The 24,006-nt window shown below is 62.1% G+C and carries 23 protein-coding genes and 1 pseudogene; 13 read left to right on the top strand and 11 right to left on the bottom strand.

What is annotated here, in order from left to right:
• Positions 1–52: 52 nt before the first annotated feature.
• Positions 53–610, top strand: a complete 558-nt coding sequence (tag, locus tag AC3WRD_RS21385; RefSeq protein ID WP_007954111.1) for a DNA-3-methyladenine glycosylase I — start codon at positions 53–55, stop codon at positions 608–610.
• A gap of 40 nt (positions 611–650) precedes the next feature.
• Positions 651–1,538 carry a lysophospholipid acyltransferase gene (locus AC3WRD_RS21380; RefSeq protein ID WP_085713088.1) on the top strand — a complete coding sequence of 296 codons (888 nt, stop codon included), beginning with the start codon at positions 651–653 and terminating at the stop codon, positions 1,536–1,538.
• Positions 1,539–1,589: 51 nt separating this feature from the next.
• Here the strand turns inward: AC3WRD_RS21380 and AC3WRD_RS21375 are convergent, their stop codons facing one another.
• The 5 genes from AC3WRD_RS21375 to def are packed head-to-tail and all read right to left on the bottom strand — an operon-like array spanning position 1,590 to position 6,153.
• Positions 1,590–1,904, bottom strand: a complete 315-nt coding sequence (locus AC3WRD_RS21375; RefSeq protein WP_096822389.1) for a tetratricopeptide repeat protein — start codon at positions 1,902–1,904, stop codon at positions 1,590–1,592.
• A 20-nt stretch (positions 1,905–1,924) separates the two neighbouring features.
• Complete coding sequence (gene trkA, locus AC3WRD_RS21370) at positions 1,925–3,301, bottom strand: Trk system potassium transporter TrkA (RefSeq protein WP_007954108.1); 1,377 nt, start codon at positions 3,299–3,301, stop codon at positions 1,925–1,927.
• Positions 3,302–3,323: 22 nt separating this feature from the next.
• A complete protein-coding gene (gene rsmB / locus AC3WRD_RS21365) occupies positions 3,324–4,634 on the bottom strand; it encodes a 16S rRNA (cytosine(967)-C(5))-methyltransferase RsmB (RefSeq protein WP_102621182.1) in 1,311 nt (436 codons plus the stop codon).
• Positions 4,631–5,590, bottom strand: a complete 960-nt coding sequence (fmt, locus tag AC3WRD_RS21360; protein WP_096822391.1) for a methionyl-tRNA formyltransferase — start codon at positions 5,588–5,590, stop codon at positions 4,631–4,633. Before fmt ends, rsmB begins: the two co-directional genes overlap by 4 nt.
• Positions 5,591–5,646: 56 nt before the next feature.
• The gene (gene def, locus AC3WRD_RS21355) at positions 5,647–6,153 is read right to left on the bottom strand and encodes a peptide deformylase (RefSeq protein WP_007954104.1); all 507 of its coding nucleotides are present in this window, start codon (positions 6,151–6,153) and stop codon (positions 5,647–5,649) included.
• A 170-nt stretch (positions 6,154–6,323) separates the two neighbouring features.
• Between def and AC3WRD_RS21350 the strand changes: the two genes are divergently transcribed.
• The 3 genes from AC3WRD_RS21350 (at position 6,324) to tsaC (ending at position 9,141) form a co-directional block, all read left to right on the top strand.
• On the top strand, positions 6,324–7,349 hold the full coding sequence (locus AC3WRD_RS21350; RefSeq protein WP_102621181.1) for a LysM peptidoglycan-binding domain-containing protein: 1,026 nt from the start codon (positions 6,324–6,326) through the stop codon (positions 7,347–7,349).
• A gap of 79 nt (positions 7,350–7,428) precedes the next feature.
• Positions 7,429–8,529 (top strand): DNA-processing protein DprA, encoded by a 1,101-nt coding sequence (dprA, locus tag AC3WRD_RS21345; RefSeq protein WP_102621180.1) that lies wholly within the window; start codon positions 7,429–7,431, stop codon positions 8,527–8,529.
• Positions 8,530–8,583: 54 nt separating this feature from the next.
• Complete coding sequence (gene tsaC / locus AC3WRD_RS21340) at positions 8,584–9,141, top strand: L-threonylcarbamoyladenylate synthase type 1 TsaC (RefSeq protein WP_096822394.1); 558 nt, start codon at positions 8,584–8,586, stop codon at positions 9,139–9,141.
• A 49-nt stretch (positions 9,142–9,190) separates the two neighbouring features.
• On the opposite strand, the gene AC3WRD_RS21335 is transcribed toward tsaC, so the two are convergent.
• The gene (locus tag AC3WRD_RS21335) at positions 9,191–10,168 is read right to left on the bottom strand and encodes an NADPH:quinone reductase (RefSeq protein WP_102621179.1); all 978 of its coding nucleotides are present in this window, start codon (positions 10,166–10,168) and stop codon (positions 9,191–9,193) included.
• A 148-nt stretch (positions 10,169–10,316) separates the two neighbouring features.
• On the opposite strand from AC3WRD_RS21335, the gene hemF reads away from it, so the two are divergent.
• Both hemF and aroE read left to right on the top strand, forming a co-directional pair.
• Entirely contained in the window at positions 10,317–11,231 is a 915-nt protein-coding gene (gene hemF / locus AC3WRD_RS21330) for an oxygen-dependent coproporphyrinogen oxidase (protein WP_102621190.1), read from the top strand.
• A gap of 9 nt (positions 11,232–11,240) precedes the next feature.
• Positions 11,241–12,062 carry a shikimate dehydrogenase gene (gene aroE / locus AC3WRD_RS21325; protein WP_102621178.1) on the top strand — a complete coding sequence of 274 codons (822 nt, stop codon included), beginning with the start codon at positions 11,241–11,243 and terminating at the stop codon, positions 12,060–12,062.
• 7 nt (positions 12,063–12,069) lie between these two features.
• Here the strand turns inward: aroE and AC3WRD_RS21320 are convergent, their stop codons facing one another.
• From AC3WRD_RS21320 to betC, 3 genes are all read right to left on the bottom strand, one after another.
• Entirely contained in the window at positions 12,070–13,638 is a 1,569-nt protein-coding gene (locus tag AC3WRD_RS21320) for a SulP family inorganic anion transporter (protein ID WP_096822397.1), read from the bottom strand.
• Between the two features lie 93 nt (positions 13,639–13,731).
• Positions 13,732–14,649: a choline ABC transporter substrate-binding protein gene (choX, locus tag AC3WRD_RS21315; protein ID WP_102621177.1), complete on the bottom strand. Its 918-nt coding sequence runs from the start codon at positions 14,647–14,649 to the stop codon at positions 13,732–13,734.
• 16 nt (positions 14,650–14,665) lie between these two features.
• On the bottom strand, positions 14,666–16,180 hold the full coding sequence (gene betC / locus AC3WRD_RS21310) for a choline-sulfatase (RefSeq protein WP_102621176.1): 1,515 nt from the start codon (positions 16,178–16,180) through the stop codon (positions 14,666–14,668).
• Between the two features lie 114 nt (positions 16,181–16,294).
• On the opposite strand from betC, the gene AC3WRD_RS21305 reads away from it, so the two are divergent.
• Complete coding sequence (locus tag AC3WRD_RS21305; protein WP_102621175.1) at positions 16,295–17,245, top strand: choline sulfate utilization transcriptional regulator; 951 nt, start codon at positions 16,295–16,297, stop codon at positions 17,243–17,245.
• A 30-nt stretch (positions 17,246–17,275) separates the two neighbouring features.
• On the opposite strand, the pseudogene AC3WRD_RS21300 reads toward AC3WRD_RS21305, so the two are convergent.
• Positions 17,276–17,374 (bottom strand): annotated as a pseudogene (locus tag AC3WRD_RS21300) (NADH-flavin reductase); the annotation flags it as partial.
• A 73-nt stretch (positions 17,375–17,447) separates the two neighbouring features.
• On the opposite strand from AC3WRD_RS21300, the gene AC3WRD_RS21295 reads away from it, so the two are divergent.
• On the top strand, positions 17,448–17,774 hold the full coding sequence (locus tag AC3WRD_RS21295; RefSeq protein WP_096822401.1) for a DOPA 4,5-dioxygenase family protein: 327 nt from the start codon (positions 17,448–17,450) through the stop codon (positions 17,772–17,774).
• Here the strand turns inward: AC3WRD_RS21295 and AC3WRD_RS21290 are convergent, their stop codons facing one another.
• On the bottom strand, positions 17,775–18,176 hold the full coding sequence (locus AC3WRD_RS21290) for a GFA family protein (protein ID WP_102621174.1): 402 nt from the start codon (positions 18,174–18,176) through the stop codon (positions 17,775–17,777).
• Positions 18,177–18,499: 323 nt separating this feature from the next.
• On the opposite strand from AC3WRD_RS21290, the gene AC3WRD_RS21285 reads away from it, so the two are divergent.
• The 4 genes from AC3WRD_RS21285 to AC3WRD_RS21270 all read left to right on the top strand — a co-directional run bounded on the left by AC3WRD_RS21285 (position 18,500) and on the right by AC3WRD_RS21270 (position 24,001).
• The gene (locus AC3WRD_RS21285; protein WP_096822403.1) at positions 18,500–19,807 is read left to right on the top strand and encodes a CitMHS family transporter; all 1,308 of its coding nucleotides are present in this window, start codon (positions 18,500–18,502) and stop codon (positions 19,805–19,807) included.
• A 70-nt stretch (positions 19,808–19,877) separates the two neighbouring features.
• Entirely contained in the window at positions 19,878–20,645 is a 768-nt protein-coding gene (locus AC3WRD_RS21280) for a TerC family protein (RefSeq protein ID WP_096822404.1), read from the top strand.
• Positions 20,646–20,858: 213 nt separating this feature from the next.
• Positions 20,859–22,517, top strand: coding sequence for a Na/Pi cotransporter family protein (locus AC3WRD_RS21275; protein ID WP_102621173.1), 1,659 nt, complete (start codon positions 20,859–20,861; stop codon positions 22,515–22,517).
• 95 nt (positions 22,518–22,612) lie between these two features.
• Positions 22,613–24,001 carry a M16 family metallopeptidase gene (locus AC3WRD_RS21270; protein ID WP_102621172.1) on the top strand — a complete coding sequence of 463 codons (1,389 nt, stop codon included), beginning with the start codon at positions 22,613–22,615 and terminating at the stop codon, positions 23,999–24,001.
• The last annotated feature ends 5 nt before the right edge of the window (positions 24,002–24,006 follow it).

Raw genomic sequence — 24,006 nt, 5'->3', positions numbered from 1 at the left:
TTAAAGAGCGGGAGTATACCCGATTCAGTCGCACCTCCACCCCTGGAGCCTTATGCCACGCTGCTTTTGGTGCAACGAAGATCCGCTGTACATGGCTTACCACGATCAGGAGTGGGGCACGCCGCTACGCGATGCGCAGGGATTGTTCGAGTTGCTTTTGCTCGAAGGGTTCCAGGCCGGGCTTTCGTGGATCACCGTGCTGCGTAAACGCGAGCGGTATCGCGAGGTGTTGTTCGGCTTCGACGTACAGCGCGTGGCGCAGATGAGCGACGCAGAAATCGATGAATTGATGCTCGATCCGGGGATAATCCGCAACCGCCTCAAGCTCAATGCCGCCCGGCGCAATGCCCAGGCCTGGCTGGCGCTGGAAGACCCGGTGGCCTTCCTCTGGTCGTTTGTGGATAACCGGCCGGTGATCAATCATTTCAAGGATCGCAGCGAAGTCCCGGCCATCACCCCGCAAGCCGTGGCCATGAGCAAAGGCCTGAAAAAGGCCGGTTTCACCTTCGTCGGTCCGACCATTTGCTATGCGCTGATGCAGGCCTCCGGCATGGTCATGGATCACACTCAGGACTGCGACCGCTACGCGCAGCTCGTCAACGCCGGTTAGAATGGCCGCCTCGCGCACAGCACAAGATCAGGAGTGACCTGTGGAAAAGTTTAAAGGCGCCATGCTGGTTGGCGCTCTGCGGCTGTTTGCCCTGCTTCCGTGGCGGGCCGTGCAGGCCGTGGGTTCGGCGATCGGCTGGATCATGTGGAAAACCCCCAACCGTTCCCGCGATGTGGTGCGGATCAACCTCGCCAAATGTTTTCCACAGATGGATCCGGCCGAACGTGAGCGTCTGGTCGGCCAGAGCCTGAAAGACATCGGCAAGTCCCTGACCGAAAGCGCCTGCGCCTGGATCTGGCCGGCCCAGCGTTCCATCGACCTGGTGCGCGAAGTAGAAGGCCTCGACATCCTCAAGGATGCGCTGGCGTCGGGCAAAGGCGTGGTCGGCATCACCAGCCACCTGGGCAATTGGGAAGTGCTCAACCACTTCTATTGCAGCCAGTGCAAACCGATCATTTTCTATCGTCCGCCGAAGCTCAAGGCTGTGGATGAATTGCTGCGCAAGCAGCGGGTGCAGTTGGGCAACCGCGTGGCGGCGTCGACCAAGGAAGGCATCCTCAGCGTCATCAAGGAAGTGCGCAAGGGCGGTCAGGTGGGGATTCCGGCGGACCCGGAGCCGGCCGAATCCGCCGGGATCTTCGTGCCGTTCTTCGCCACCCAGGCCCTGACCAGCAAGTTCGTGCCGAACATGCTCGCCGGTGGCAAGGCCGTCGGGGTGTTCCTGCATGCCCTGCGTCTGCCGGACGGTTCTGGCTACAAGGTGATTCTGGAAGCCGCGCCGGAAGCGATGTACAGCACCGACACCGAAACGTCCTGCGCAGCGATGAGTCAGGTGGTCGAGCGTTATGTGGCGGCTTATCCGAGCCAGTACATGTGGAGCATGAAACGCTTCAAGAAGCGTCCGCCGGGCGAGGCGCGTTGGTACTGATCGGCGATGTGCAATTGTGGATAACCTGACAAAACGGGTTATCCACAGCCGTCACGGCTTTTGCCGATCCAGCTTCTTCAGAAACACCATCATTTCCTTCTCCGCCTGCTTGTCGCCATGGGCCCGGGCCGCTTCCAGCCCCTGCTCCCACGCTTGGCGTGCAGCCGCCAGATCACCCAGCGCCAACTGCGCCTTGCCCAACAGTTTCCATGCTGCCGAGTATTTCGGATCGAAGCCGACGCAACGCTGGAAATGCTCGGCCGCCTTCGCGTTCTCTCCCAGATCCAGATAACCCTTGCCCAGGCCGAAGCGCAGCAGCGAGTTATCCACACCCTTGGCGAGCATTTTTTCCAGGGATTCGATCATCGGTCTCGCCTCTTGGTCGGTCAGAAGAAGCTCAATCCCACGTGGAACAGCTTCTCCACGTCGCGAATGTGCTTTTTATCCACAAGGAACAGAATCACATGGTCGCCCGCGGCAATCACTGTGTCGTCATGGGCGATGATCACTTCTTCATCGCGGATGATCGCGCCGATGGTGGTCCCCGGCGGCAGGGCAATGTTTTCGATGGCCTTGCCGATGACCTTGCTCGACTTCGAATCACCATGGGCCACCGCTTCAATGGCTTCCGCCGCGCCCCGGCGCAAGGAGTGCACGCTGACGATATCGCCGCGCCGCACGTGGGCCAGCAAGGTGCCGATGGTCGCCAGTTGTGGGCTGATGGCGATGTCGATGTCACCGCCCTGGATCAAGTCGACGTAGGCCGGGTTGTTGATGATCGTCATCACCTTCTTCGCGCCCAGACGCTTGGCCAGCAGCGACGACATGATGTTGGCTTCGTCATCGTTGGTCAGGGCGAGGAAGATGTCCGCGTCGGCGATGTTCTCTTCCAGCAGCAGGTCGCGATCTGAAGCGCTGCCCTGCAACACCACGGTGCTGTCGAGGGTATCGGAGAGATAACGGCAGCGCGCCGGGTTCATCTCGATGATCTTCACCTGGTAACGGCTTTCGATGGCCTCGGCCAGCCGCTCACCGATCTGCCCGCCGCCGGCAATGACGATGCGCTTGTAGGTTTCGTCGAGGCGGCGCATTTCGCTCATCACGGCGCGAATGTTCTCACGGGCGGCGATGAAGAAGACTTCGTCGTCGGCCTCGATCACCGTGTCGCCCTGAGGAAGAATCGGACGGTCACGGCGGAAGATTGCCGCTACCCGCGTTTCCACATTTGGCATGTGTTCGCGCAGCTGGCGCAGTTGCTGGCCCACCAGCGGCCCGCCGTAATAGGCACGCACCGCCACCAGTTGTGCCTGGCCCTCGGCGAAGTCGATCACCTGCAAGGCGCCGGGATGCTGGATCAGACGCTTGATGTAGTTGGTGACCACTTGCTCGGGGCTGATCAGCACGTCGACCGGGATCGCCTCGTTCTGGAACAGTTGCTCTTCGCGGGTCAGGTACGAGGCTTCGCGTACCCGGGCGATCTTGGTCGGGGTGTGGAACAGGGTGTGGGCAACCTGGCAGGCGACCATGTTGGTTTCGTCGCTGTTGGTCACCGCCACCAGCATGTCGGCGTCGTCGGCACCGGCCTGACGCAGAATGTTCGGCAACGAGCCACGGCCCTGCACGGTACGGATATCGAGACGGTCGCCGAGGTCGCGCAGACGGTCGCCATCGGTGTCGACCACGGTGATGTCGTTGGCTTCGCTGGCCAGATGTTCAGCCAGCGAACCGCCGACCTGCCCTGCACCGAGGATGATGATTTTCAACCCGTCACTCCATTGAATCCGTTTAGCCGCGCGCGGCAGCGATCTTGATCAGCTTGGCGTAGTAGAACCCGTCATGCCCGCCCTGCTGGGCCAGCAATTGGCGACCATGGGGCTGCTTGATCCCGGCCAGCGTGGCCAGATCCAGTTCCCGGGCACCCGGTGTGCGCTCAAGGAATGCACCGATGACTTCGGTGTTCTCGGTCGGCAAGGTCGAGCAGGTGGCGTAGAGCAGGATGCCGCCCACTTCGAGGGTTTTCCACATCGCGTCGAGCAACTCGCCTTGCAGTTGCGCGAGGGCGGCGATGTCGTCGGCCTGACGGGTCAGCTTGATGTCCGGATGGCGGCGGATCACCCCGGTGGCCGAGCATGGCGCGTCGAGCAGGATGCGCTGGAACGGTTTGCCGTCCCACCATGCCGCCGTGTCGCGACCGTCGGCGGCGATCAGTTCGGCGTTCAGGCCGAGGCGTTCGAGGTTTTCCTTCACCCGCACCAGACGCTTGGCTTCCAGGTCCACCGCGACCACGCCGGCCAGCGCCGGTTCGGCTTCGAGGATGTGGCAGGTCTTGCCGCCCGGTGCACAGCAGGCGTCCAGCACTCGCTGACCCGGCGCGAGGTCGAGCAGGTCGGCGGCCAGTTGCGCGGCTTCGTCCTGCACGCTGATCCAGCCCTCGGCGAAACCCGGCAGGCTGCGCACGTCAGCGGCGGCGTCGAGGATGATGCCGTCGCGGCTGAAAATGCACGGTTGCGCGGCGATACCCGCTTCCGTCAGCAAACCGAGGTAGGCGTCACGGCTGTGATGACGGCGATTGACCCGCAGAATCATCGGCGGATGCGCGTTGTTCGCCTCGCAGATGGCTTCCCACTGTTCAGGCCAGAAGGCCTTCAGGGATTTTTGCAGCCAGCGTGGGTGGGCGGTGCGCACCACCGGATCGCGCTCCAGTTCGGCGAAGATCGCCTCATGTTCGCGTTGGGCGTTGCGCAGGACGGCGTTGAGCAGACCTTTGGCCCAAGGCTTTTTCAGCTTGTCGGCGCAACCGACGGTTTCGCCAATGGCGGCGTGAGCCGGGACACGGGTGTAGAGCAACTGATAGAGGCCGACCAGCAGCAGCGCCTCGACATCGGCGTCGGCAGCCTTGAACGGCTTCTGCAAAAGTTTTTCCGCCAGCGCCGACAAACGTGGCTGCCAGCGGGCGGTGCCGAACGCCAAGTCCTGAGTGAAGCCGCGATCGCGATCCTCGACCTTGTCCAGTTGCGTCGGCAGGGAGCTGTTGAGCGAAGCCTTGCCGCTCAGGACGGCGGCGAGTGCCTTGGCGGCGGCCAGACGCGGGTTCATTGCGCGTCCACCGCTGCGCCAAGCACCGTGCCGGTGGCGAATTTCTCACGACGGCTGTTGAACAGATCGCTGAAGTTCAGCGCCTTGCCGCCGGGCAATTGCAGGCGGGTCAGGCACAGCGCCTGTTCGCCACAGGCGACGAGCAGGCCGTCCTTGCTGGCGCCGAGGATGGTGCCCGGTGCGCCTTTGCCTTCGGCCAGTGTCGCCGCCAGCACTTTCAGCGCTTCGCCGTTGAGCGTGCTATGGGTGATCGGCCATGGATTGAAGGCGCGGACCAGACGTTCCAGCTCGATGGCCGGACGGCTCCAGTCGATGCGTGCTTCGTCCTTGTTCAGTTTGTGCGCGTAGGTGGCGAGGTCGTCGTTCTGCACTTCGCCTTCCAGGGTGCCAGCGGCCAGACCGGCAATCGCTTGCACGACGGCTGGCGGGCCCATTTCGGCGAGGCGGTCGTGGAGGCTGCCGCCGGTGTCTTCGGCGCTGATCGGGGTGACGACCTTGAGCAGCATCGGTCCGGTGTCCAGGCCCGCTTCCATGCGCATCACGGTCACGCCGCTTTCGGCGTCGCCTGCTTCGACGGCACGCTGGATCGGCGCCGCACCGCGCCAGCGTGGCAGCAGGGAGGCGTGGCTGTTGATGCAGCCCAGGCGCGGAATATCCAGCACCACTTGCGGCAGGATCAGGCCATAGGCGACCACCACCATCAAGTCAGGCTTGAGCGCTGCGAGCTCGGCCTGAGCGTCAGCGTTGCGCAGGGTCGGCGGCTGCAACACCTGGATATTGTTTTCCAGGGCGAGCTGTTTGACCGGGCTCGGCATCAGCTTTTGCCCACGACCGGCCGGACGATCCGGTTGGGTGTAGACCGCAACGATCTCGTAAGGGCTGTCCAGCAGGGCCTTGAGGTGTTCGGCGGCGAATTCCGGGGTGCCGGCAAAAACGATGCGCAGTGGCTCAGTCATGGGGGAGTCTCATAAAAAGAAAAAGGCTTGCCGCAGCAAGCCTTTGAAGAGGGGCATCAAGCGTTCTGGCGGTGCTGCTTTTCCAGTTTCTTCTTGATCCGGTCGCGTTTGAGCGTGGACAGGTAATCGACGAACAACTTGCCGTTGAGGTGGTCGCATTCGTGCTGGATGCACACGGCGAGCAGGCCTTCGGCGATCAGTTCGTAAGGCTTGCCGTCACGATCCAGAGCCTTGATCTTGACCTTCTGCGGGCGGTCGACGTTTTCGTAGAAACCCGGCACCGAGAGGCAGCCTTCCTGGTATTGCTCCATTTCGTCGGTCAGCGATTCGAACTCGGGGTTGATGAACACCCGCGGTTCGGTGCGGTCTTCGGAAAGGTCCATCACGACGATACGTTTGTGCACGTTGACCTGGGTCGCGGCAAGGCCGATGCCCGGCGCTTCATACATTGTTTCAAACATGTCATCGACCAGCTGACGCACTTCGTCGTCCACTACAGCCACAGGTTTGGCGATAGTGCGCAGACGCGGGTCCGGAAATTCGAGGATGTTCAAAATGGCCATAAGCTTGATTGCTGCACGTGTGAGGTAAAGTCGGGTCGATGACCTGGCGGGTCCGAAGATGCAGGCTACCGTTGTGAAACGTAGCTCCTTGCTTTTAAGCATAGAGCAGGGAGCGAGCCACGGGGGCTCTGGCGTTTCACGCGAACGCACATAATAAAGGGATTCACCGCATGAGGAAATCACTACTCGCCCTGCTGTTTCTGGCCTCGGCCGGCGCCGCGCACGGGCAAGTGCAACTCAAGGAAGGTTTTCCACAGCAATACACGGTGGTTTCGGGGGATACGCTCTGGGACATCTCCGGTAAATATTTGCGCGAACCCTGGCAGTGGCCGCAGCTGTGGCGGGCCAATCCGCAGATCGAAAACCCCAACCTGATCTATCCGGGCGACACGCTGACGCTCAGTTACGTCAACGGCCAGCCCCGCCTGACCCTCAATCGCGGGGCGTCGCGCGGCACCATCAAGCTGTCGCCACGGATCCGCAGCAGCCCGGTGGCCGAAGCGATCCCGAGCATTCCGCTCAAATCCATCAACAGCTTTCTGCTGAGCAACCGCATCGTCGACAAGGTCGAGGACTTCGACAAGGCGCCGTACATCGTTGCCGGCGATGCCGAGCGGGTGCTCAGCGGCACCGGCGACCGGATCTTCGCCCGAGGCCATTTCGATCCGAATCAGCCGGTCTACGGCATCTTCCGCCAGGGCAAGGTCTACACCGATCCGCAGAGCAAGGAGTTCCTGGGGATCAACGCCGACGACATCGGCGGCGGTGAGATCGTCGCCACCGAAGGCGACGTCGCCACCCTCGCCCTGCAACGCACGACCCAGGAAGTGCGCCTCGGCGACCGTTTGTTCAGCGGCGAAGAGCGTTCCATCAACTCGACCTTCATGCCCAGCGCGCCCACCACCGACATCAAAGGCCTGATCATCGATGTTCCGCGCGGCGTGACGCAGATCGGCGCGATGGACGTGGTGACGCTGAACAAGGGCAAACGTGACGGGCTGGCTGAAGGCAACGTGCTGGTGGTGATGAAAACAGGGGAAACCGTGCGTGACCGGATCACCGGCCAGCCGTTGAAAATCCCCGATGAACGTGCCGGATTGCTGATGGTGTTCCGCACCTACGACAAACTCAGTTACGGCCTTGTACTCAACGCATCGCGCTCGCTGGCGGTGCTGGACAAGGTGCGAAATCCTTAGCTGGCTTCACAAGTTACCAACAGACTTATCCACAGCTTGTTCCGAAAGGTTCGGGGCTTATAACGATCAAGGATGATCCATGATGATGCCTGTCTGTACGCCGGTTTCCCCTGCGGAACTGGAAGCGCGTTTGCGCCTGCACCGTTTGCCGGAAATCGGCCCGAAACGTTTTGCCCGGTTGCTCGAAGCGTTCGGCTCCGCCTCCAAGGCCATCAGTGCGCCGGCCAGTGCCTGGCGTTCGCTGGGTTTGCCGGTGGCGAGCGCCGACGCTCGCCGTTGTCCTGAAGTGCGTGACGGCGCGAGCCGCGCATTGGCCTGGCTAGAGCGCCCGGGCCAGCATTTGCTGATGCTCGACCAGCCGGATTACCCGGCATTGCTGGCGCAGATTGCCGATCCGCCACCGCTGCTGTTTGTTGCCGGTGACCCGCTGACCCTGGAAAAACCGCAGCTGGCGATGGTCGGCAGTCGCCGCGCCTCACGTCCGGGCATGGACACCGCCACGGCGTTTGCCCGCAGCCTGGCCGGAGCCGGTTTCGTCATCACCAGTGGCCTGGCGTTGGGCATCGATGCCGCCGTGCATCAAGCCGCGCTCGACGTCGGCGGGCAAACCGTCGGTGTGCTGGGCACCGGCCTGGAAAAATTTTATCCACAGCGCAATCGGCGGCTGGCGGACACGATGATTGCCTCTGGCAGTGCGGTGATTTCGGAGTTTCCACTGGACGCCGGACCGACAGCGAGCAACTTCCCCAGGCGCAACCGGATCATCAGCGGTTTATCCCTCGGCGTGCTGGTGGTCGAGGCCAGTGTGGCCAGCGGTTCGTTGATCACCGCGCGACTGGCGGCGGAACAGGGTCGTGAGGTCTATGCGATTCCGGGCTCGATCCATCACCCCGGCGCGCGCGGTTGCCATCAACTGATCCGCGATGGTGCGGTGCTGGTGGAAACCATCGAGCACATCCTCGAGGCCCTGCGTGGCTGGCAGCACTTGTCGGTATCCACGACTACACCGGCTACGGACAATCCGTTGCTGCATCTGCTGCACGCGGCGCCACACACCAGCGAGGGCCTGGCCGACAGCAGTGGCTGGGCGTTGCCAAAAGTACTGGCGGCATTGACCGAACTGGAGATGGAGGGCCGCGCCGTGTGCGAAAACGGCCGCTGGTTTGCGCGGGTAAGCTAGGTTTTACATTGAAGATCGGTAAACTGCGCAAAACCTGTTTTCGGAGAGTTTTTCATGGTCAACAGTTGGCGTGTGCAACAAGCCGCACGAGAGATTCGCGCCGGGGCGGTGATTGCCTATCCAACCGAAGCCGTCTGGGGGCTGGGGTGCGATCCATGGAATGAAGAAGCGGTGGATCGCCTGTTGGCGATCAAGAACCGTTCGGTGGACAAGGGGTTGATCCTGGTCGCTGACAACATTCGTCAGTTCGATTTCCTGTTCGAGGATTTCCCCCAGGACTGGATCGATCGCATGGCCAGTACCTGGCCGGGGCCGAACACCTGGCTGGTGCCGCACCAGAACCTGTTGCCGGAGTGGGTGACCGGGGTGCATGACACCGTAGCTTTGCGGGTCAGCGATCATCCTCAAGTGCGGGACTTGTGCTCGCTGGTCGGGCCTTTGATCTCGACCTCGGCCAATCCGCAAGGACGACCGGCGGCGAAGAGTCGCTTGCGGGTCGAGCAGTATTTCCGTGGTCAGGTCGATCTGGTGCTGGGCGGAATGCTCGGTGGGCGCAAGAACCCGAGCCTGATTCGCGATCTGGCGACCGGCAAGGTTGTGCGCCCGTCCTGAAATCCGAAGAGCCTGGTGGCGGGGAGCTTGCTCCCCGCCACCATCGGTTTTATGGCAACAGAACAGTCGAACCCGTCGTGCGCCGCGCCGACAACTCGGTCTGCGCCTTCGCCGCATCCGCCAGTGCGTAACGCTGGCTGATATCCACTTTCAGCTTGCCGCTGGTGATCATCCCGAACAGCTCATCGGCCATCCGTTGCAGGTTCTCGGCGTTGTTGGCGTAGGTCGCCAGCGTTGGCCGGGTCACGTACAACGAACCCTTCGCCGCCAGAATCCCCAGGTTTACGCCGTCCACCGCGCCGGATGCGTTGCCGAAGCTCACCACCAGGCCACGGGGTGCTGCGCTGTCCAGCGAGGCCGGCCAGGTGTCCTTGCCGACGCCGTCGTAGACCACCGGGACTTTTTTCCCGTCGGTCAATTCCAGCACCCGCTGGGCGACGTTTTCGTGGCTGTAATCGATGGTTGCCCAGGCGCCATGGGCCTTGGCCAGTTCGGCTTTCGCTGGCGAGCTGACGGTGCCGATCAGCTTCACACCCAGCGCTTTCGCCCATTGGCAGGCCAGCAAACCGACGCCGCCGGCCGCTGCGTGGAACAGAATGGTTTCGCCGCCCTGCAGTTCATAAGTCTGACGCAGCAGGTACTGCACGGTCAGGCCCTTGAGCATCACGCCGGCAGCGGTTTCGAAGCTGATGGCGTCCGGCAGGTGCACCAGATTTGCTTCGGGCAAGACATGCACGTCGCTGTAGGCGCCCAGCGGGCCGCTGCCATAAGCCACACGGTCACCAACCTTGAACCGGGTGACGGCGCTGCCCACCGCCTCGACGATGCCTGCGCCTTCCGAGCCCACACCCGACGGCAATGCCGGTGGCGCGTACAGACCGCTGCGGTAGTAGGTGTCGATGAAATTCAGGCCGATGGCCTTGTTGCTTACGCGAACCTGATGCGGGCCGGGCTCGGCAGGTTGATAGTCAACATACTCGAGCACTTCGGGGCCGCCGTGGGCGCGGAACTGGATTCGCTTGGCCATCTGCCTACTCCTTGGGATGTTCTGAAAGGCCCCTATCGAACTCCCATGCTTGATCTTCGTCAACTGCGGCGTGCCGGCCTGCGATGGTATGCTACGCGCCCATTTGCGCGGGGCGCCGCGCAGTTACGCCCCGATCCAAGGTGATGCCATGACGACCCGCACCGACGCCGTAAAGGCCTATCTGCTCGACCTGCAAGACCGCATCTGCGCCGCGCTGGAAACTGAAGACAGCGGCACGCGCTTCGTCGAAGACGCCTGGAACCGTCCGGCCGGCGGTGGCGGTCGCACCCGGGTGATCGAGAACGGCACGGTGATCGAAAAGGGCGGCGTCAACTTTTCCCACGTCTTCGGCAGTGGCCTGCCACCGTCCGCCAGCGCCCATCGACCAGAACTGGCCGGCCGCGGTTTCGAAGCCCTCGGCGTGTCGCTGGTGATCCACCCGCACAACCCGCATGTGCCGACGTCCCACGCCAACGTGCGCTTTTTCATCGCCGAGAAGGAAGGTGAAGAGCCGGTCTGGTGGTTCGGTGGCGGTTTCGACCTGACGCCGTACTACGGCAATGAAGAAGATTGCATCCACTGGCACCGCATTGCCGAGCAGGCCTGCGCGCCGTTCGGCCCTGATGTCTATCCGCGCTACAAGGCCTGGTGCGACACCTATTTCCACATCAAGCACCGCCACGAACCACGGGGCATCGGCGGTCTGTTCTTCGATGACCTGAACGAGTGGGACTTCGACACCAGCTTCGCCTTCATGCGCGCCATCGGCGATGCATATATCGACGCTTACCTGCCGATCGTGCAGCGCCGCAAGAACGATGCGTTCACCGCCAAGCAGCGCGAGTTCCAGGAATTCCGTCGCGGCCGCTACGTCGAGTTCAACCTGGTTTACGACCGTGGCACCCTGTTCGGTCTGCAATCGGGCGGGCGCACCGAGTCGATCCTGATGTCGCTGCCGCCGCAAGTGCGCTGGGCCTACGACTGGAAGGCCGAGCCGGGCAGCGAAGAAGCGCGCCTGACCGACTACTTCCTGCAAGATCGCGACTGGCTGGCCCAGGCCTGAGGATTACTGATGGATCGTTACGTCGTTTTCGGTAACCCGATTGGCCACAGCAAGTCGCCGATGATTCACAAATTGTTCGCCGAGCAGACCGGGCAAAGCCTCGACTACAGCACCCTGCTGGCACCGCTGGACGATTTTTCCGGCTGCGCCACGGCGTTTTTCCAGGACGGTCGCGGCGCCAACGTGACCGTGCCGTTCAAGGAAGACGCCTATCGCCTGGCCAACAGCCTGACCGCACGTGCCCAGCGCGCGGGTGCGGTGAACACCTTGAGCAAACTCGCCGACGGCAGCCTGCTCGGCGATAACACCGACGGTGCCGGACTGGTGCGGGACCTGACGGTCAACGCCGGGTTCAGCCTCACCGGCAAACGCATTCTGCTGTTGGGTGCGGGCGGCGCGGTGCGCGGTGCGCTGGAGCCATTGCTGGCGGAGAAACCGGCCTCGGTGATCATCGCCAACCGCACGGTGGACAAGGCCGAGCTACTGGCCGAACTGTTCTGTGATCTGGGGCCGGTGTCGGCCAGCGGTTTCGACTGGCTGCGCGAGCCCGTGGACGTGATCATCAACGCCACCTCTGCCAGCCTCACCGGCGACGTGCCGCCGATTGCCGCGAGTCTGATCGAACCGGGCAAGACCCTGTGCTACGACATGATGTACGGCAAGGAACCGACCGCGTTCTGCCGCTGGGCCAGCGAGCACGGCGCGGGCGTGGTGATGGACGGGTTGGGCATGCTGGCCGAGCAGGCGGCGGAGGCGTTCTTCCTGTGGCGCGGAGTGCGTCCGGACACTGCGCCGGTTCTGGCTGAATTGCGTCGGCAGTTGGCGCTGTAAGGCACCTTCAGTCCTCGAAGCGGATCGGGCATTTCTCCGGCCCTTCGAGTTTGCGCAATTCCTCCACCACCTGCGGTCGCGCCTGACGCAAGGTCAGGCTGCGATCCTGGCGCAGCAGGCGCCGGGCCTCCTGATGCAGCATTTCCACACCTGAATAGTCGATGAAGTTGATCTGCTGCGCCTCGATCACCACGCGCGCGCCGTGCATCCGTTGCAGGCGCACTTGCAGGTAGTGGCTGGCGCCGAAAAAGATCGAGCCGCCGACCCGTAGCACATCGTCTTCGCCATCGCGCCAATGCTGCACTCTCGGCTGCGAAGTGCGCTTGAGGTAGAAAAACAGCGAGGCCAGCACACCGGCGTAAATCGCCGTCTGCAACTCCAGCAGCAAAGTGGCGACGCAGGTCAGGCCCATCACCACGAACTCTGCCCGGCTGACCCGCAACAGCGCACGAATGCCGCGATGATCCACCAGTCCCCAGGCGATCAACAGAATGCTGCCGGCCATGGCCGGAATCGGAATATGCGCGATCAGCCCGGCACCGAAAATCGCGAACAACGCCACCCACAACGCCGAAAACACCCCGGCCAGCGGCGAACAGGCCCCGGCCTCATAGCTCAGCCCGGAACGGGTGAACGAGCCGGCGGACAATGATCCCGAAAAGAACGCCCCGACAATGTTCGAAAGACCCTGAGCGCGGACTTCCTGATTGGCATCGAGCAGCTGTTGCGAGCGTGCGGCAATCGAGCGGGCAATCGACAGGCTGGTGACCAACCCGAGCATACCCACCGCCACGGCGCTGGGCAGCAGGCGCAGGACCAGATCCATATCCAGCGGCAACCCGCTGAACGGCGGCAGACGCCCGACAAAAGCGCTGACCAACTGAACATGGCCGAACATCGCCGGCCACAGCCACACCACCAGGCTGCCGAGCACCAAGGTCATCAACAGCGTCGGCCAACGCGGCAGCCATTGTTTGAGCAGCGCACCGATCACCACTGTGGCGACACCGAGGGCCAGTGACGGTTTATCCACAGCCCCGAGATGACGCAGCAAATCCATCAGGCTGGCCAGCGCCGTCGCCTTGGCCGGCAGGTCCAGCCCCAGCAGGTTCGGCAACTGGCCGATGGCAATCACCACCGCCGCCCCGAGGGTGAAACCCAGCACCACCGAGTGCGAGACGAAATTCACCAGCGCGCCGAAGCGCAACAGGCCGAGCAACCACTGGAAAATCCCCGCGAGGAAGGTCAGCAGCAGAATCAGGGTGATGTAGTCCTGCGATGCCGGCACGGCCAGTGGGCTGACACTGGCAAACAGGACAATCGAAATCGCCGCCGTCGGCCCGCAGATCAGATGCCACGACGAGCCCCACAGGCAGGCGATCAGTACCGGGATGATCGCGGCATAGAGGCCGTATTCGGGTGGGAGACCGGCGATCAGGGCGTAGGCAATCGATTGGGGCAACGCGAGAATCGCGCCGCTGAGGCCGACGACCAGATCCCGCCCGACGCTGGCGCGGGTCTGCCGGGGCAGCCAGGTCAGGAAGGGGAACAGTGAGCGGCGGCTGGGGAGTGCCATGGATCCTCTCGGGTGAAATTTTGCGCATTGTACGCAGATCGTTCCCACGTCGAGACGTCGAACGCGCCTGGGTAGGAACGATCCGTGTGAGGGCTAGAGTTTCGCTTTGACGGCCGGCAACGCGTCTTTTCCATCCACGGTCTTCACACCATCGAGCCACTTGTCCAACACCGCCGGATTCGCCTTGATCCACACCTTCACCGCATCGGCATTGCTGACCTTCTTGTTCACCACCTCGGCCATGATGCTGTTCTCCATCTCCTGAGTGAACGAAAGATTGGTCAGCAATTTACCCACATTCGGACAGGCCTCGGCGTAGCCCTTGCGGGTCAGGGTGTAGACGCTACCCGTGTCGCCGAAGTATTTCTCGCCGCCCTTGAGGTAATGCATTTTCAGCTGCACGTTCATCGGGTGCGGGGTCCAGCCGAGGAAGGTGACGAATTTCTGCTTCTTCACTGCCCGGGAGACTTCGGCCAGCATCGCCTGTTCGCTGGACTCGATCAGCTTCCACTGGCCGAGGTCGAAGTCGTTCTTCTTGATGATCTCTTGCAGCGAGATGTTCGCCGGTGCGCCAGAGCCGATGCCGTAGATCTTCTTCTCGAACTTGTCCGCGAATTTGTTCAGGTCGGAAAAGTTATGCACACCCGCATCCCACACGTAATCCGGTACGGCCAGGGTGAATTCGGTGCCGTCGAGGTTCTTCGCCAGTTGGGTGACGTCGCCGGTGGCCACGAACTTGTCGTAGAAGCCCTGCTGCGCCGGCATCCAGTTGCCGAGGAACACGTCGACCTGACCGTCCTTCAAGCCGCCGAAGGTGATCGGCACCGCGAGCGTGTCGACCTTGGCCTTATAGCCCATGCCATCCAGCAGAAACCCGGTGATGGCGTTGGTCGCGGCGATGTCGCTCCAGCCGGGGTCGGCCATTTTCACCGTGTCGCAGCTCTCGGCGAACGCGGATGCGCTGCCCAGTGCCAGCAGGCTGACCGTCACGATTGTGGATAACTTGACCATGGACTTCCCCTTAACGTTATTGGTTTTGGCAGGGTTGTGGATAACGGGCTTTGCGCTCCAGGTCATCGAGGTCGATGTGGTTGCGCATGTACTGCTGACTGGCATCCACCAGCGGCTGGTGGTCCCAGCTCTTCAGCTTGCCGAGGGTCAGCGCCCCGGCGACGAAGCGCCGGCGCCGCTGGCTTTCGAGCACCTTGCGGTGGATCGCCGGGATGTCCCACTTGGCCCGCGCTTCGGCGAGAAAATCGTCGAACAGCTGGCGGTGTTGCGGTGATTGGCTGAGTTCTTCCTGCTCACGTGGATCGTTATCCACATCGAAGAGTAGGCAAGGGTCGGTTTCGCTGTAGATAAATTTGAAGGCGCCACGCCGGATCATCATCAGCGGGCTGACGGTGCCTTCGGCCATGTATTCGCCGAATACTTCGTCATGACCGCCCTGCCCTTGCAGGTGCGACACCAGCGAGCGGCCGTCCAGCGGCAGGTTCGGTTCCAGGCTGCCGCCGGCCAGTTCCACGAAGGTCGGCAACAGGTCGGCGGTGGACACGGCGGCGCTGACGCGGCCTGCATTGAACTGACCGGGCGCACTTATCAACAGGGGCACCCGGGCGGCCATTTCGAACCAGTGCATTTTGTACCAGAGCCCACGCTCGCCGAGCATGTCGCCATGGTCGCCGGAGAACACGATGATGGTGTCGTCCGTCAGCCCGCAATCGTCGAGGGTTTGCAGGAGTTTGCCGACGTTGGCGTCGATATAGCTGCACGCACCGAAGTATGCCCGACGGGCGTCGCGAATCTTATCCACAGGCAGCGGCTTGTCCCACAGGTCGTAAACCTTGAGCAATCGCTGGGAATGCGGGTCGAGTGAATGCTGATCCGGCGTTGTCGGAAGCGGGATATCCGCATCGTCGTACAAATCCCAGAACGCCTTGGGAATCGTGTACGGGTCGTGGGGGTGAGTCATCGACACGGTCAGGCAGAACGGCTGGTCGCCGTCCTCGCGGATATGATCGAACAGGTACTGCTGAGCCTTGAACACCACCTCTTCGTCGAAGTCGAGCTGGTTGGTACGCACGCACGGCCCGGCCTGCAACACCGAAGACATGTTGTGATACCAGCTCGGCCGCACATCGGGCTCATCCCAGTTCACTGCCCAGCCGTAGTCGGCCGGATAGATGTCGCTGGTCAGGCGCTCTTCGTAGCCGTGCAGTTGATCCGGCCCACAGAAATGCATCTTGCCCGACAGCGCGGTGCGATAGCCGAGGCGGCGCAGGTAATGGGCGTAGGTCGGAATGTCGGCGGGGAAATCGGCGGCATTGTCGTAGGCGCCGATCTTGCTCGGCAACTGGCCACTGACCAGGGTGAAACGCGACGGCGCGCACAGCGGGCTGTTGCAATAAGCGGCGTCGAACACCACGCCTTGTTCGGCGAGGCGGCTGAGGTTCGGCAGTTTGATCGGCGACGGGCCGTAGAACGGCAACATTGGCGCGGCCATTTGATCGGCCATGATGAAGAGAATGTTCTTGCGCTTCATGTGATCGCGGCATTCCATAGTGAATATTTATGCGACATTGCTGCGATCGAGCATGGATTCCCCGCAATATCCGGTAAAGCCCGCGCCGGACAATGACTAGGATAAGCACAGCTTATGTATGACGCCCTCGGTGATTTGTCCCTCGACCTGCTGCGCGCCTTCGAGGCAGCAGCCCGTCATCGCAGTTTTACCGCGGCGGCGGTGGAGCTTGGGACCACCCAGCCGGCGATCAGTCAGCAGATCAAACGGCTGGAGGAACAGCTGGGGACGCGACTGTTCGACCGGATCTACCGAGGTATCGAACTGACGGAGGTCGGTTCGATCCTTTTCGAGCAAGTCACCCTCGGTTTGCAGAATATCGACGCAGGATTGAGCGCGATCAGCGCACAACAGCAGCATGAAGTGCTGCAGGTCGCCACCGACTTCGCCTTCGCTGCGTACTGGCTGATGCCGCGTCTGCATCGTTTTCACGAAGCCAATCCGCAGGTCGATGTCAGCCTGGTCACCAGCGAGCGCAATCACAATATGCTGCGCCCGGATATCGACGTTGCCGTGCTGTTCGGCGACGGTCGCTTCAAACAGGGTGAAAGTCATTGGCTGTTCAGCGAAGAAGTGTTCCCGGTGTGCAGCCCGCAATTGCTCAAGGATCGCGCCCGGCCCTTGCCGGCCCAGGCTTTGCTGGAGTTTCCGCTGCTGCATCTGCGTGGCGAGAACAGCAGCAACTGGTTCGACTGGAGCGGCCTGTTCCGCGAACTCGGCATCAATACGCCGCCGGCGCCGGGGCAACTGCGTTTCGATAACTACACCTTGCTGATCCAGGCGGCGATTGGCGGTCAGGGTGTGGCCATCGGCTGGCGGCACCTTGTGGATAACTTGCTGGCGCAGGGTTTGTTGTGCCGGCCGATTGCCGAGACCACCCTCTCCCGCCTCGGTTATTACGTGGTGCTGCCGCAGCGCAAACGCCGAGGGGCGTTGATTCAGCAGTTTGTCGATTGGTTGATGGCCGAGCAGGCCAGCAGCGCGCAGTCGCTGACGGGAATGGAGTTGCCTTCGATCGCCGTTTGATCAGGTGTCCGACGCCGCGACAAAACTCACGTGCACGCCCAGCAGCCGTTCAGCCATCAACGCACTGCCCAGGCTACTCATGGCACCATAGAGCACCACTTTCACCACTGGGGTTTCGGCATTTTTCATGGCTGAGGTCCCTTTGTTTTCCCTTGTAGGGCGTGTGACATACGAGGGTTCGAACCGATTCAGAGGTTTTGCGATGCAGACGATCAAGGGTTATCACGCCCACGTTTATTACGACGCCAGCACCATTGAACAGGCGCGGGCGCTGTGTGAGCAGGCGGCGGCGTTGTTTCCATTGAAGATGGGCCGCGTGCATGAACGCCCGGTCGGCCCGCACCCGGACTGGAGCTGCCAACTGGCCTTCGGCCCTGAGCTGATCGGCGACGTATTGCCGTGGCTGGCGCTCAACCGCAAGGGGCTGGTGGTGTTCCTGCACCCGGACACCGGCGATGACTTGCTGGACCACACCGAGCACGCGATCTGGATGGGCGCGATGCGGCCGCTGGATCTGTCTATTTTTTAATCAGATGGTTTCTTCAGGCTCGCCTGGCAGATGTTCATCCAGATGCAGCCACGGCAACTGGCTGTCGGTCCAGATGTGCCGCTCGGCGGCGGCTTGTTCCGGGTGATCCAGCGTGGCGACCGTCAGATCGATGCTCTCGGGGCTGAGCAACGTCACCAGCGCCAGTTGCGCGCCGCAGTTCGGGCAGAAGAACCGTGCGCAACTCGTCGAGGAGTCGTAGCGCGAGGGCGTCCCGGCCAGCCACTGGAAGTTCGTCGCCGGCAGCGTGATCCAGGTGGTGACGATGCCACCGCTGACCCGCCGGCAGATCGAGCAATGACAGTGGGCGATGTCCTGAAGCGTTCCGCTGAACTGATAGCGGATATGTCCGCAATGGCAGCCGCCGCTGTGCAATTCACTCATCGTCTCGCCCTCCCGTTCCCGTGTTCATTGACTCTAGTCGTATCCGACGGCCGGTTGACCATTCGCCCAAAGCTTTCAGCGGCGAAAGGTAGCTGAAAGGTTCCCCGATTAGGATCGCCGCCACTACCGGCAACAGACCGGTTGGCCAACGTGTGTGATTGCTCGCACGTCAGGCCCAATTAACAACAACAATGGTGATTCTGATGTCCTCTGTTACCCGCCTCCTCGCTCCAACTCCGCCCGTACGTCTCGTGCTTCCCGTTCTGCGCTGATCTCGCCCGATCCGCTCACTTACCTAGCCGCGCTACGCCTGGAGTATTCCCATGCTGACTTTCCTTGGCTTCGCCATGGTCATCACGTTCATGTTCCTGATCATGACCAAGCGCCTGTCTGCGCTGATCGCTCTGATCATCATCCCGATCCTGTTCGCCCTGTTCGGTGGTTTCGCGCCGAAGATCGGCCCGATGATGCTCGAAGGTATTACCAAGCTTGCGCCGACCGGCGTGATGCTGATGTTCGCCATTCTGTATTTCGCCCTGATGATCGACTCCGGCCTGTTCGACCCGGCCGTGCGCAAGATCCTCAAACTGGTCAAGGGCGACCCGCTGAAAGTTTCGGTCGGCACCGCCGTACTGGCGCTCGTCGTTTCCCTCGATGGTGACGGCGCGACCACTTACATGATCTGCGTGGCCGCCATGCTGCCGCTCTACAGCCGCATCGGCATGAGCCCGCGGATCATGGCCGGTCTGATCATCCTCGCCGGCGGCGTGATGAACATGACCCCCTGGGGCGGCCCGACCGCCCGTGCCGCCAGTGCGCTGCACGTGGACCCGTCGGACATCTTCGTGCCGATGATCCCGGCGATGGCGGCCGGTGTGGTGGCGATCCTGATCATTGCTTACTTCTACGGCAAACGTGAACGTGCGCGTCTGGGTGAGCTGCACCTGATCGGCGACGAGATCGATCACAGCGAAATCAGCGTGTCGCAGTTCCCGGATGCCCGCCGTCCGAAGCTGATCTGGTTCAACGGTCTGCTGACCCTGGCGCTGATGTGCACCCTGATCGCCGGCCTGCTGCCGCTGCCGGTGCTGTTCATGGTGGCGTTCAGTATTGCAATGATCGTCAACTACCCTTGCCTGCAACAGCAGAAAGACCGCGTCGCGGCTCACGCCGGCAGCGTGCTGTCGGTGGTCAGTCTGATCTTCGCGGCGGGCATCTTCACCGGTATCCTGTCGGGCACCGGCATGGTCGATGCCATGTCGAAAAGCCTGCTGGCGGTGATCCCTGATTTCCTCGGCCCGTACCTGGCGGTGATCACGGCGCTGGTGAGCATGCCGTTCACGTTCTTCATGTCGAACGACGCGTTCTACTACGGCGTGTTGCCGGTGTTGTCCGAAGCGGCCAGCCATTACGGCATCACTGCGGTGGAAATGGCCCGTGCCTCGATTGTCGGCCAGCCGGTTCACCTGCTGAGCCCACTGGTGCCGTCGACGTATCTGCTGGTCGCACTGGCCGGGATCGAGTTCGGCGATCACCAACGTTTCACCCTGAAGTGGGCAGTGCTGGTTTGCCTGTGCATACTGGTCGCAGCCTTGCTGTTGGGGACTTTCCCGCTGTTCAGCACTTTGTAACGGCATCAACTCAACCAAACGCCAGCTGTCTGCTGGCGTCTTGGTTTAACACACGCTCAAAGGAATACACATGGAATGGCTGACCAACCCTGAGATCTGGGTTGCCTTCTTTACCCTGACCGCCCTGGAAATCGTTCTGGGCATCGATAACATCATCATGATTTCGATCCTGGTCAGCCGCATGCCCAAACACATGCAGCAGCGCACCCGGATCTTCGGTCTTGGCCTGGCCATGATCACGCGGATCCTGTTGTTGCTGTCGATCACCTGGGTCATGCGCCTGACCGCCGACCTGTTCGTGGTGTTCGGCCAGGGCATTTCCGGACGTGACCTGATCCTGTTCTTCGGTGGCCTGTTCCTGCTGTGGAAAAGCTCCCAGGAGATGTACCACGCGCTGGAAGGTGAAGACGAAAGCGACGACACGCCTGGCGGCAAGGGCGGCAACTTCCTCTACACCATCATCCAGATCGCGATCATCGACATCGTGTTCTCGCTGGACTCGGTGATCACTGCTGTCGGCATGGTGTCCCATGTGCCGGTCATGGTCGCGGCGATCATCGTGGCGGTGCTGGTGATGATGCTGGCCTCGGGCAAGATCAGCGAGTTCATCGACAAGCACCCGTCGCTGAAAATGCTCGCGTTGTCGTTCCTGCTGGTGGTCGGCACCGTGCTGATCGCCGAAGCGTTCGACGTGCATGTACCGAAGGGCTACGTCTACTTCGCCATGGCGTTCTCGCTGGCGGTCGAAGCGATCAACATCAAGCTGCGCGGCGCGATGGCCAAGAAGAAACAACAGCAGGATCCGGTGAAACTGCGCAAGGATATTCCGGGTCAGTAACCCGAACGCTGCGCAAAAGATCAAAGGGCCTTCGGGCCCTTTTTTCATGGCCGCATGAAGCTGTTTTCATGACGCTTTTGTTTCAATCCGCACTTTAGCTGTGCAATGCTGGCGCCCGGACCGTTAGCCAACTACAGCTTAAGAACAACACGTAGAAACCGCGCGGTATCGTCAACTTGCCCCTTTGGGGCGCTGCAACTACAGGGGGTCTGCATGCTCACCCTGCTCAATTTGCTTTCTGCCGTGGCCCTGCTGATCTGGGGCACGCACATCGTTCGAACCGGCATCCTGCGGGTGTACGGCACCAATCTGCGCCATGTGATCGGCCAGAACATGTCCAGGCGCTGGCTGGCCTTCATCGCCGGTATCCTCGTGACCGCGATGGTGCAGAGCAGTAACGCCACCGCCATGCTCGTGACCTCCTTCGTCGGCCAGGGCCTGATGGCGTTGACCCCGGCCCTGGTGACCATGCTCGGGGCCGACGTCGGTACGGCGCTGATGGCGCGGGTGCTGACGTTCGATCTGTCGTGGCTGTCGCCGCTGCTGATTTTCCTCGGGGTGATTTTCTTTCTGTCGCGCAAGCAGACGCGGCTCGGGCAAATGGGCCGCGTGGCCATAGGACTGGGGCTGATCATTCTGGCGCTGCAATTGATCGTCGAGGCCGCCGGGCCGATCACGCACGCAAAAGGCGTGAAGGTGATCTTCGCTTCGCTGACCGGCGACATTCTGCTCGACGCCTTGGTCGGCGCGTTGTTCGCGATGATTTCCTACTCAAGCCTCGCCGCCGTGCTGCTGACCGCGACGCTGGCCGGGGCCAATGTGATCAGCCTGCCGGTGGCGATCGGTCTGGTGATTGGCGCCAACATCGGCAGTGGCGTGCTGGCATTCATGAGCACCAGCATGCAGAACGCCGCTGGCCGCCAAGTGGCGCTGGGCAGCCTGTTGTACAAGCTGATCGGCCTGTTGCTGATCATTCCGGTGCTCGACCCGCTGGTGCACTGGATCGACAGCCTGGATTTCAGTCCGCAGGAAATGGTCATCGGCTTCCACCTGCTCTACAACACCGTGCGCTGCCTGATCCTGGTGCCAACCGTCGCGCCCATGGCGCGGCTGTGCGCCTGGCTGTTGCCGGAGCGCCCGGAGGTCAACGGCACCGCCAAGCCGCGTCATCTCGACCCTACAGCGCTGGTCACGCCGAGCCTGGCGCTGGCCAACGCCGCCCGGGAAACCCTGCGCATGGGTGATCTGATCGACAACATGCTCGACGCGACCCTCGATGTACTGCGCGGCAAACAAACCGCGGTCACCATGGAAATGCGCAAGCTGACCGATGACGTCGAAGCGCTGTACAGCGCGATCAAGCTGTATCTGGCGCAGATGCCCCGCGAAGATCTTGGCGAGCAGGACAGTCGGCGCTGGGCGGAAATCATCGAGCTGGCGATCAACCTCAAACTTGCCAGCGACCTGATCGAACGCATGCTGCGCAAGGTGCAGCAGCAGAAGACCTCCCAGCGCCGCTCGTTTTCCGAGGACGGGCTGGAAGAACTGGCCGGGCTGCACAGCCAGTTGATCTCCAATCTGCGGCTGGGGCTGTCGGTGTTCCTCAGCGGTGACAAGGAAAGCGCCCGCCAGTTGCTGCGCGAGAAGCGCCGCTTTCGCGCGCAGGAGCGGCGTCTGGCCCATGCGCATGTCAGCCGTTTGCAACGCAAGATCGTGCAAAGTATCGAGACCAGTTCGCTGCACCTGGAGTTGATTGCCGACATGAAACGCTTGAATTCGCTGTTCTGCAGCAGTGCCTACGTGGTGCTGGAAACCGCCGATACCGGAGCGCTCGAGACCGACGATATGGCGGACATCACGCATTCGCCTTGAACGTCTGGGGCTGTGGTCAGTCAGTAACTCAAGGTTCAGCCTCACGGCCGGACTGACCAACACGGATCTCCGATTCAGCTGTATGGAAGCTCGTTATGCGTTGCCTGTTGTTCGCTTGTCTGTTGCTCGGTTCCCTGCCCGCCCTCGCCCTGGATCGCTTTCAGGTCGAAGGCTATGCCCTGCCCAACGGCCTGCAATTGCTGCTCAAGCCCGGCACCGAACGCGGGCATGTGGCGATCAGGCTGGTGGTGGGCGTCGGTCTCGATGACTTCGACTGCAATGAGAAAGAACTGCCGCACCTGCTCGAACACCTGTTGTTCAGCGGCATCGACGCCACCGGCGAAGGTGGCCTCGAAGAGCGCATGCAGGCCCTCGGCGGCGACTGGAACGCCTTCACCAGCAACGCCGACACCACATTCGTGATTGAAGCCCCGGCGAAAAACCAGCGCAAGGTCCTCGACCTGCTGCTGGATCTGCTGACCCAGACCCGCTTCGACGACAACGCGATCAACGCCGCCAAACGGGTGGTCGAGCGCGAGGACGGCGGGCATTACACCCGCCTGCAACGCTTTCTCGACCGCCAGGACCTGGGCCACACCGCGAGCAATCAACTGGCGGTCGAGCTGGGCCTGAAATGTCCGCAACGGGCCGAGGTCGACGGTCTGACCCGCGCGCAACTGGAGAAGGTGCGCAAGGCCTGGTACGCACCGAACAACATGACCCTGATCGTCGTCGGCGATCTCGACAAGCTGCTGCCGGCCTATCTGGAGCGGGCGTGGGGCGCGCTGGAAGCGGTCGACCCGAGCGAACACCGACCCTTGCCCGACATCCGCGCCAGCGCCGCCCATGAACGCACGATCACTCGCGGTTTCATCGGCAACAGCGCCAAGCTGCACTGGCTGGTGCCGGAGCCGGTGCTGGACGATCAGTACGACCAGACCTTCGACCTGCTCAAGGAATATCTGGAGTGGGCGCTGTACCGTCAGTTGCGCCTGAACCATGGTCTGTCCTACGGCCCGTGGGCCGAGCGCGAGGTGTTCGGCGGCGTCGGTTTCATGAGCCTGAACGCCGATCTGGACCGCAGTGATATCGCTGAAGCCGAGCAAGTGCTGGAAGATCTCAAGGCCGACCTGCTGAAAAACGGCCTCGACGCCGACACCTTCAATCGCCTCAAACAGGCGGCTATCGCCCATCAGGCCTGGGCCGTGCAGGGCAACAGTGCCATGGCCGACTATTACTGGAGCGCCCTGGGCGACTACGAGGACGGCCGTTTCGCCGACCCTGCCCTGGAACTGCAAGGCGTGACGCTGGAAGCGGCGAACAAGGCCATGCACGAATTGCTGCTGCAGCCGGGATACCTGCGGATCGAGAAGCCCTTGCTCAGTGATGACGAGGTGCTGTGGCTGATTGCGGGCGGGCTGGGTGTACTGCTGCTGATTCTGTTCGGCTGGCGACTGCATCGTCGTCCCCCGGCCAAGCCGTGATCCCG

Source organism: Pseudomonas sp. FW215-R2 (genome assembly GCF_058789255.1).
This window is presented reverse-complemented; position numbering and strand designations above follow the sequence as displayed.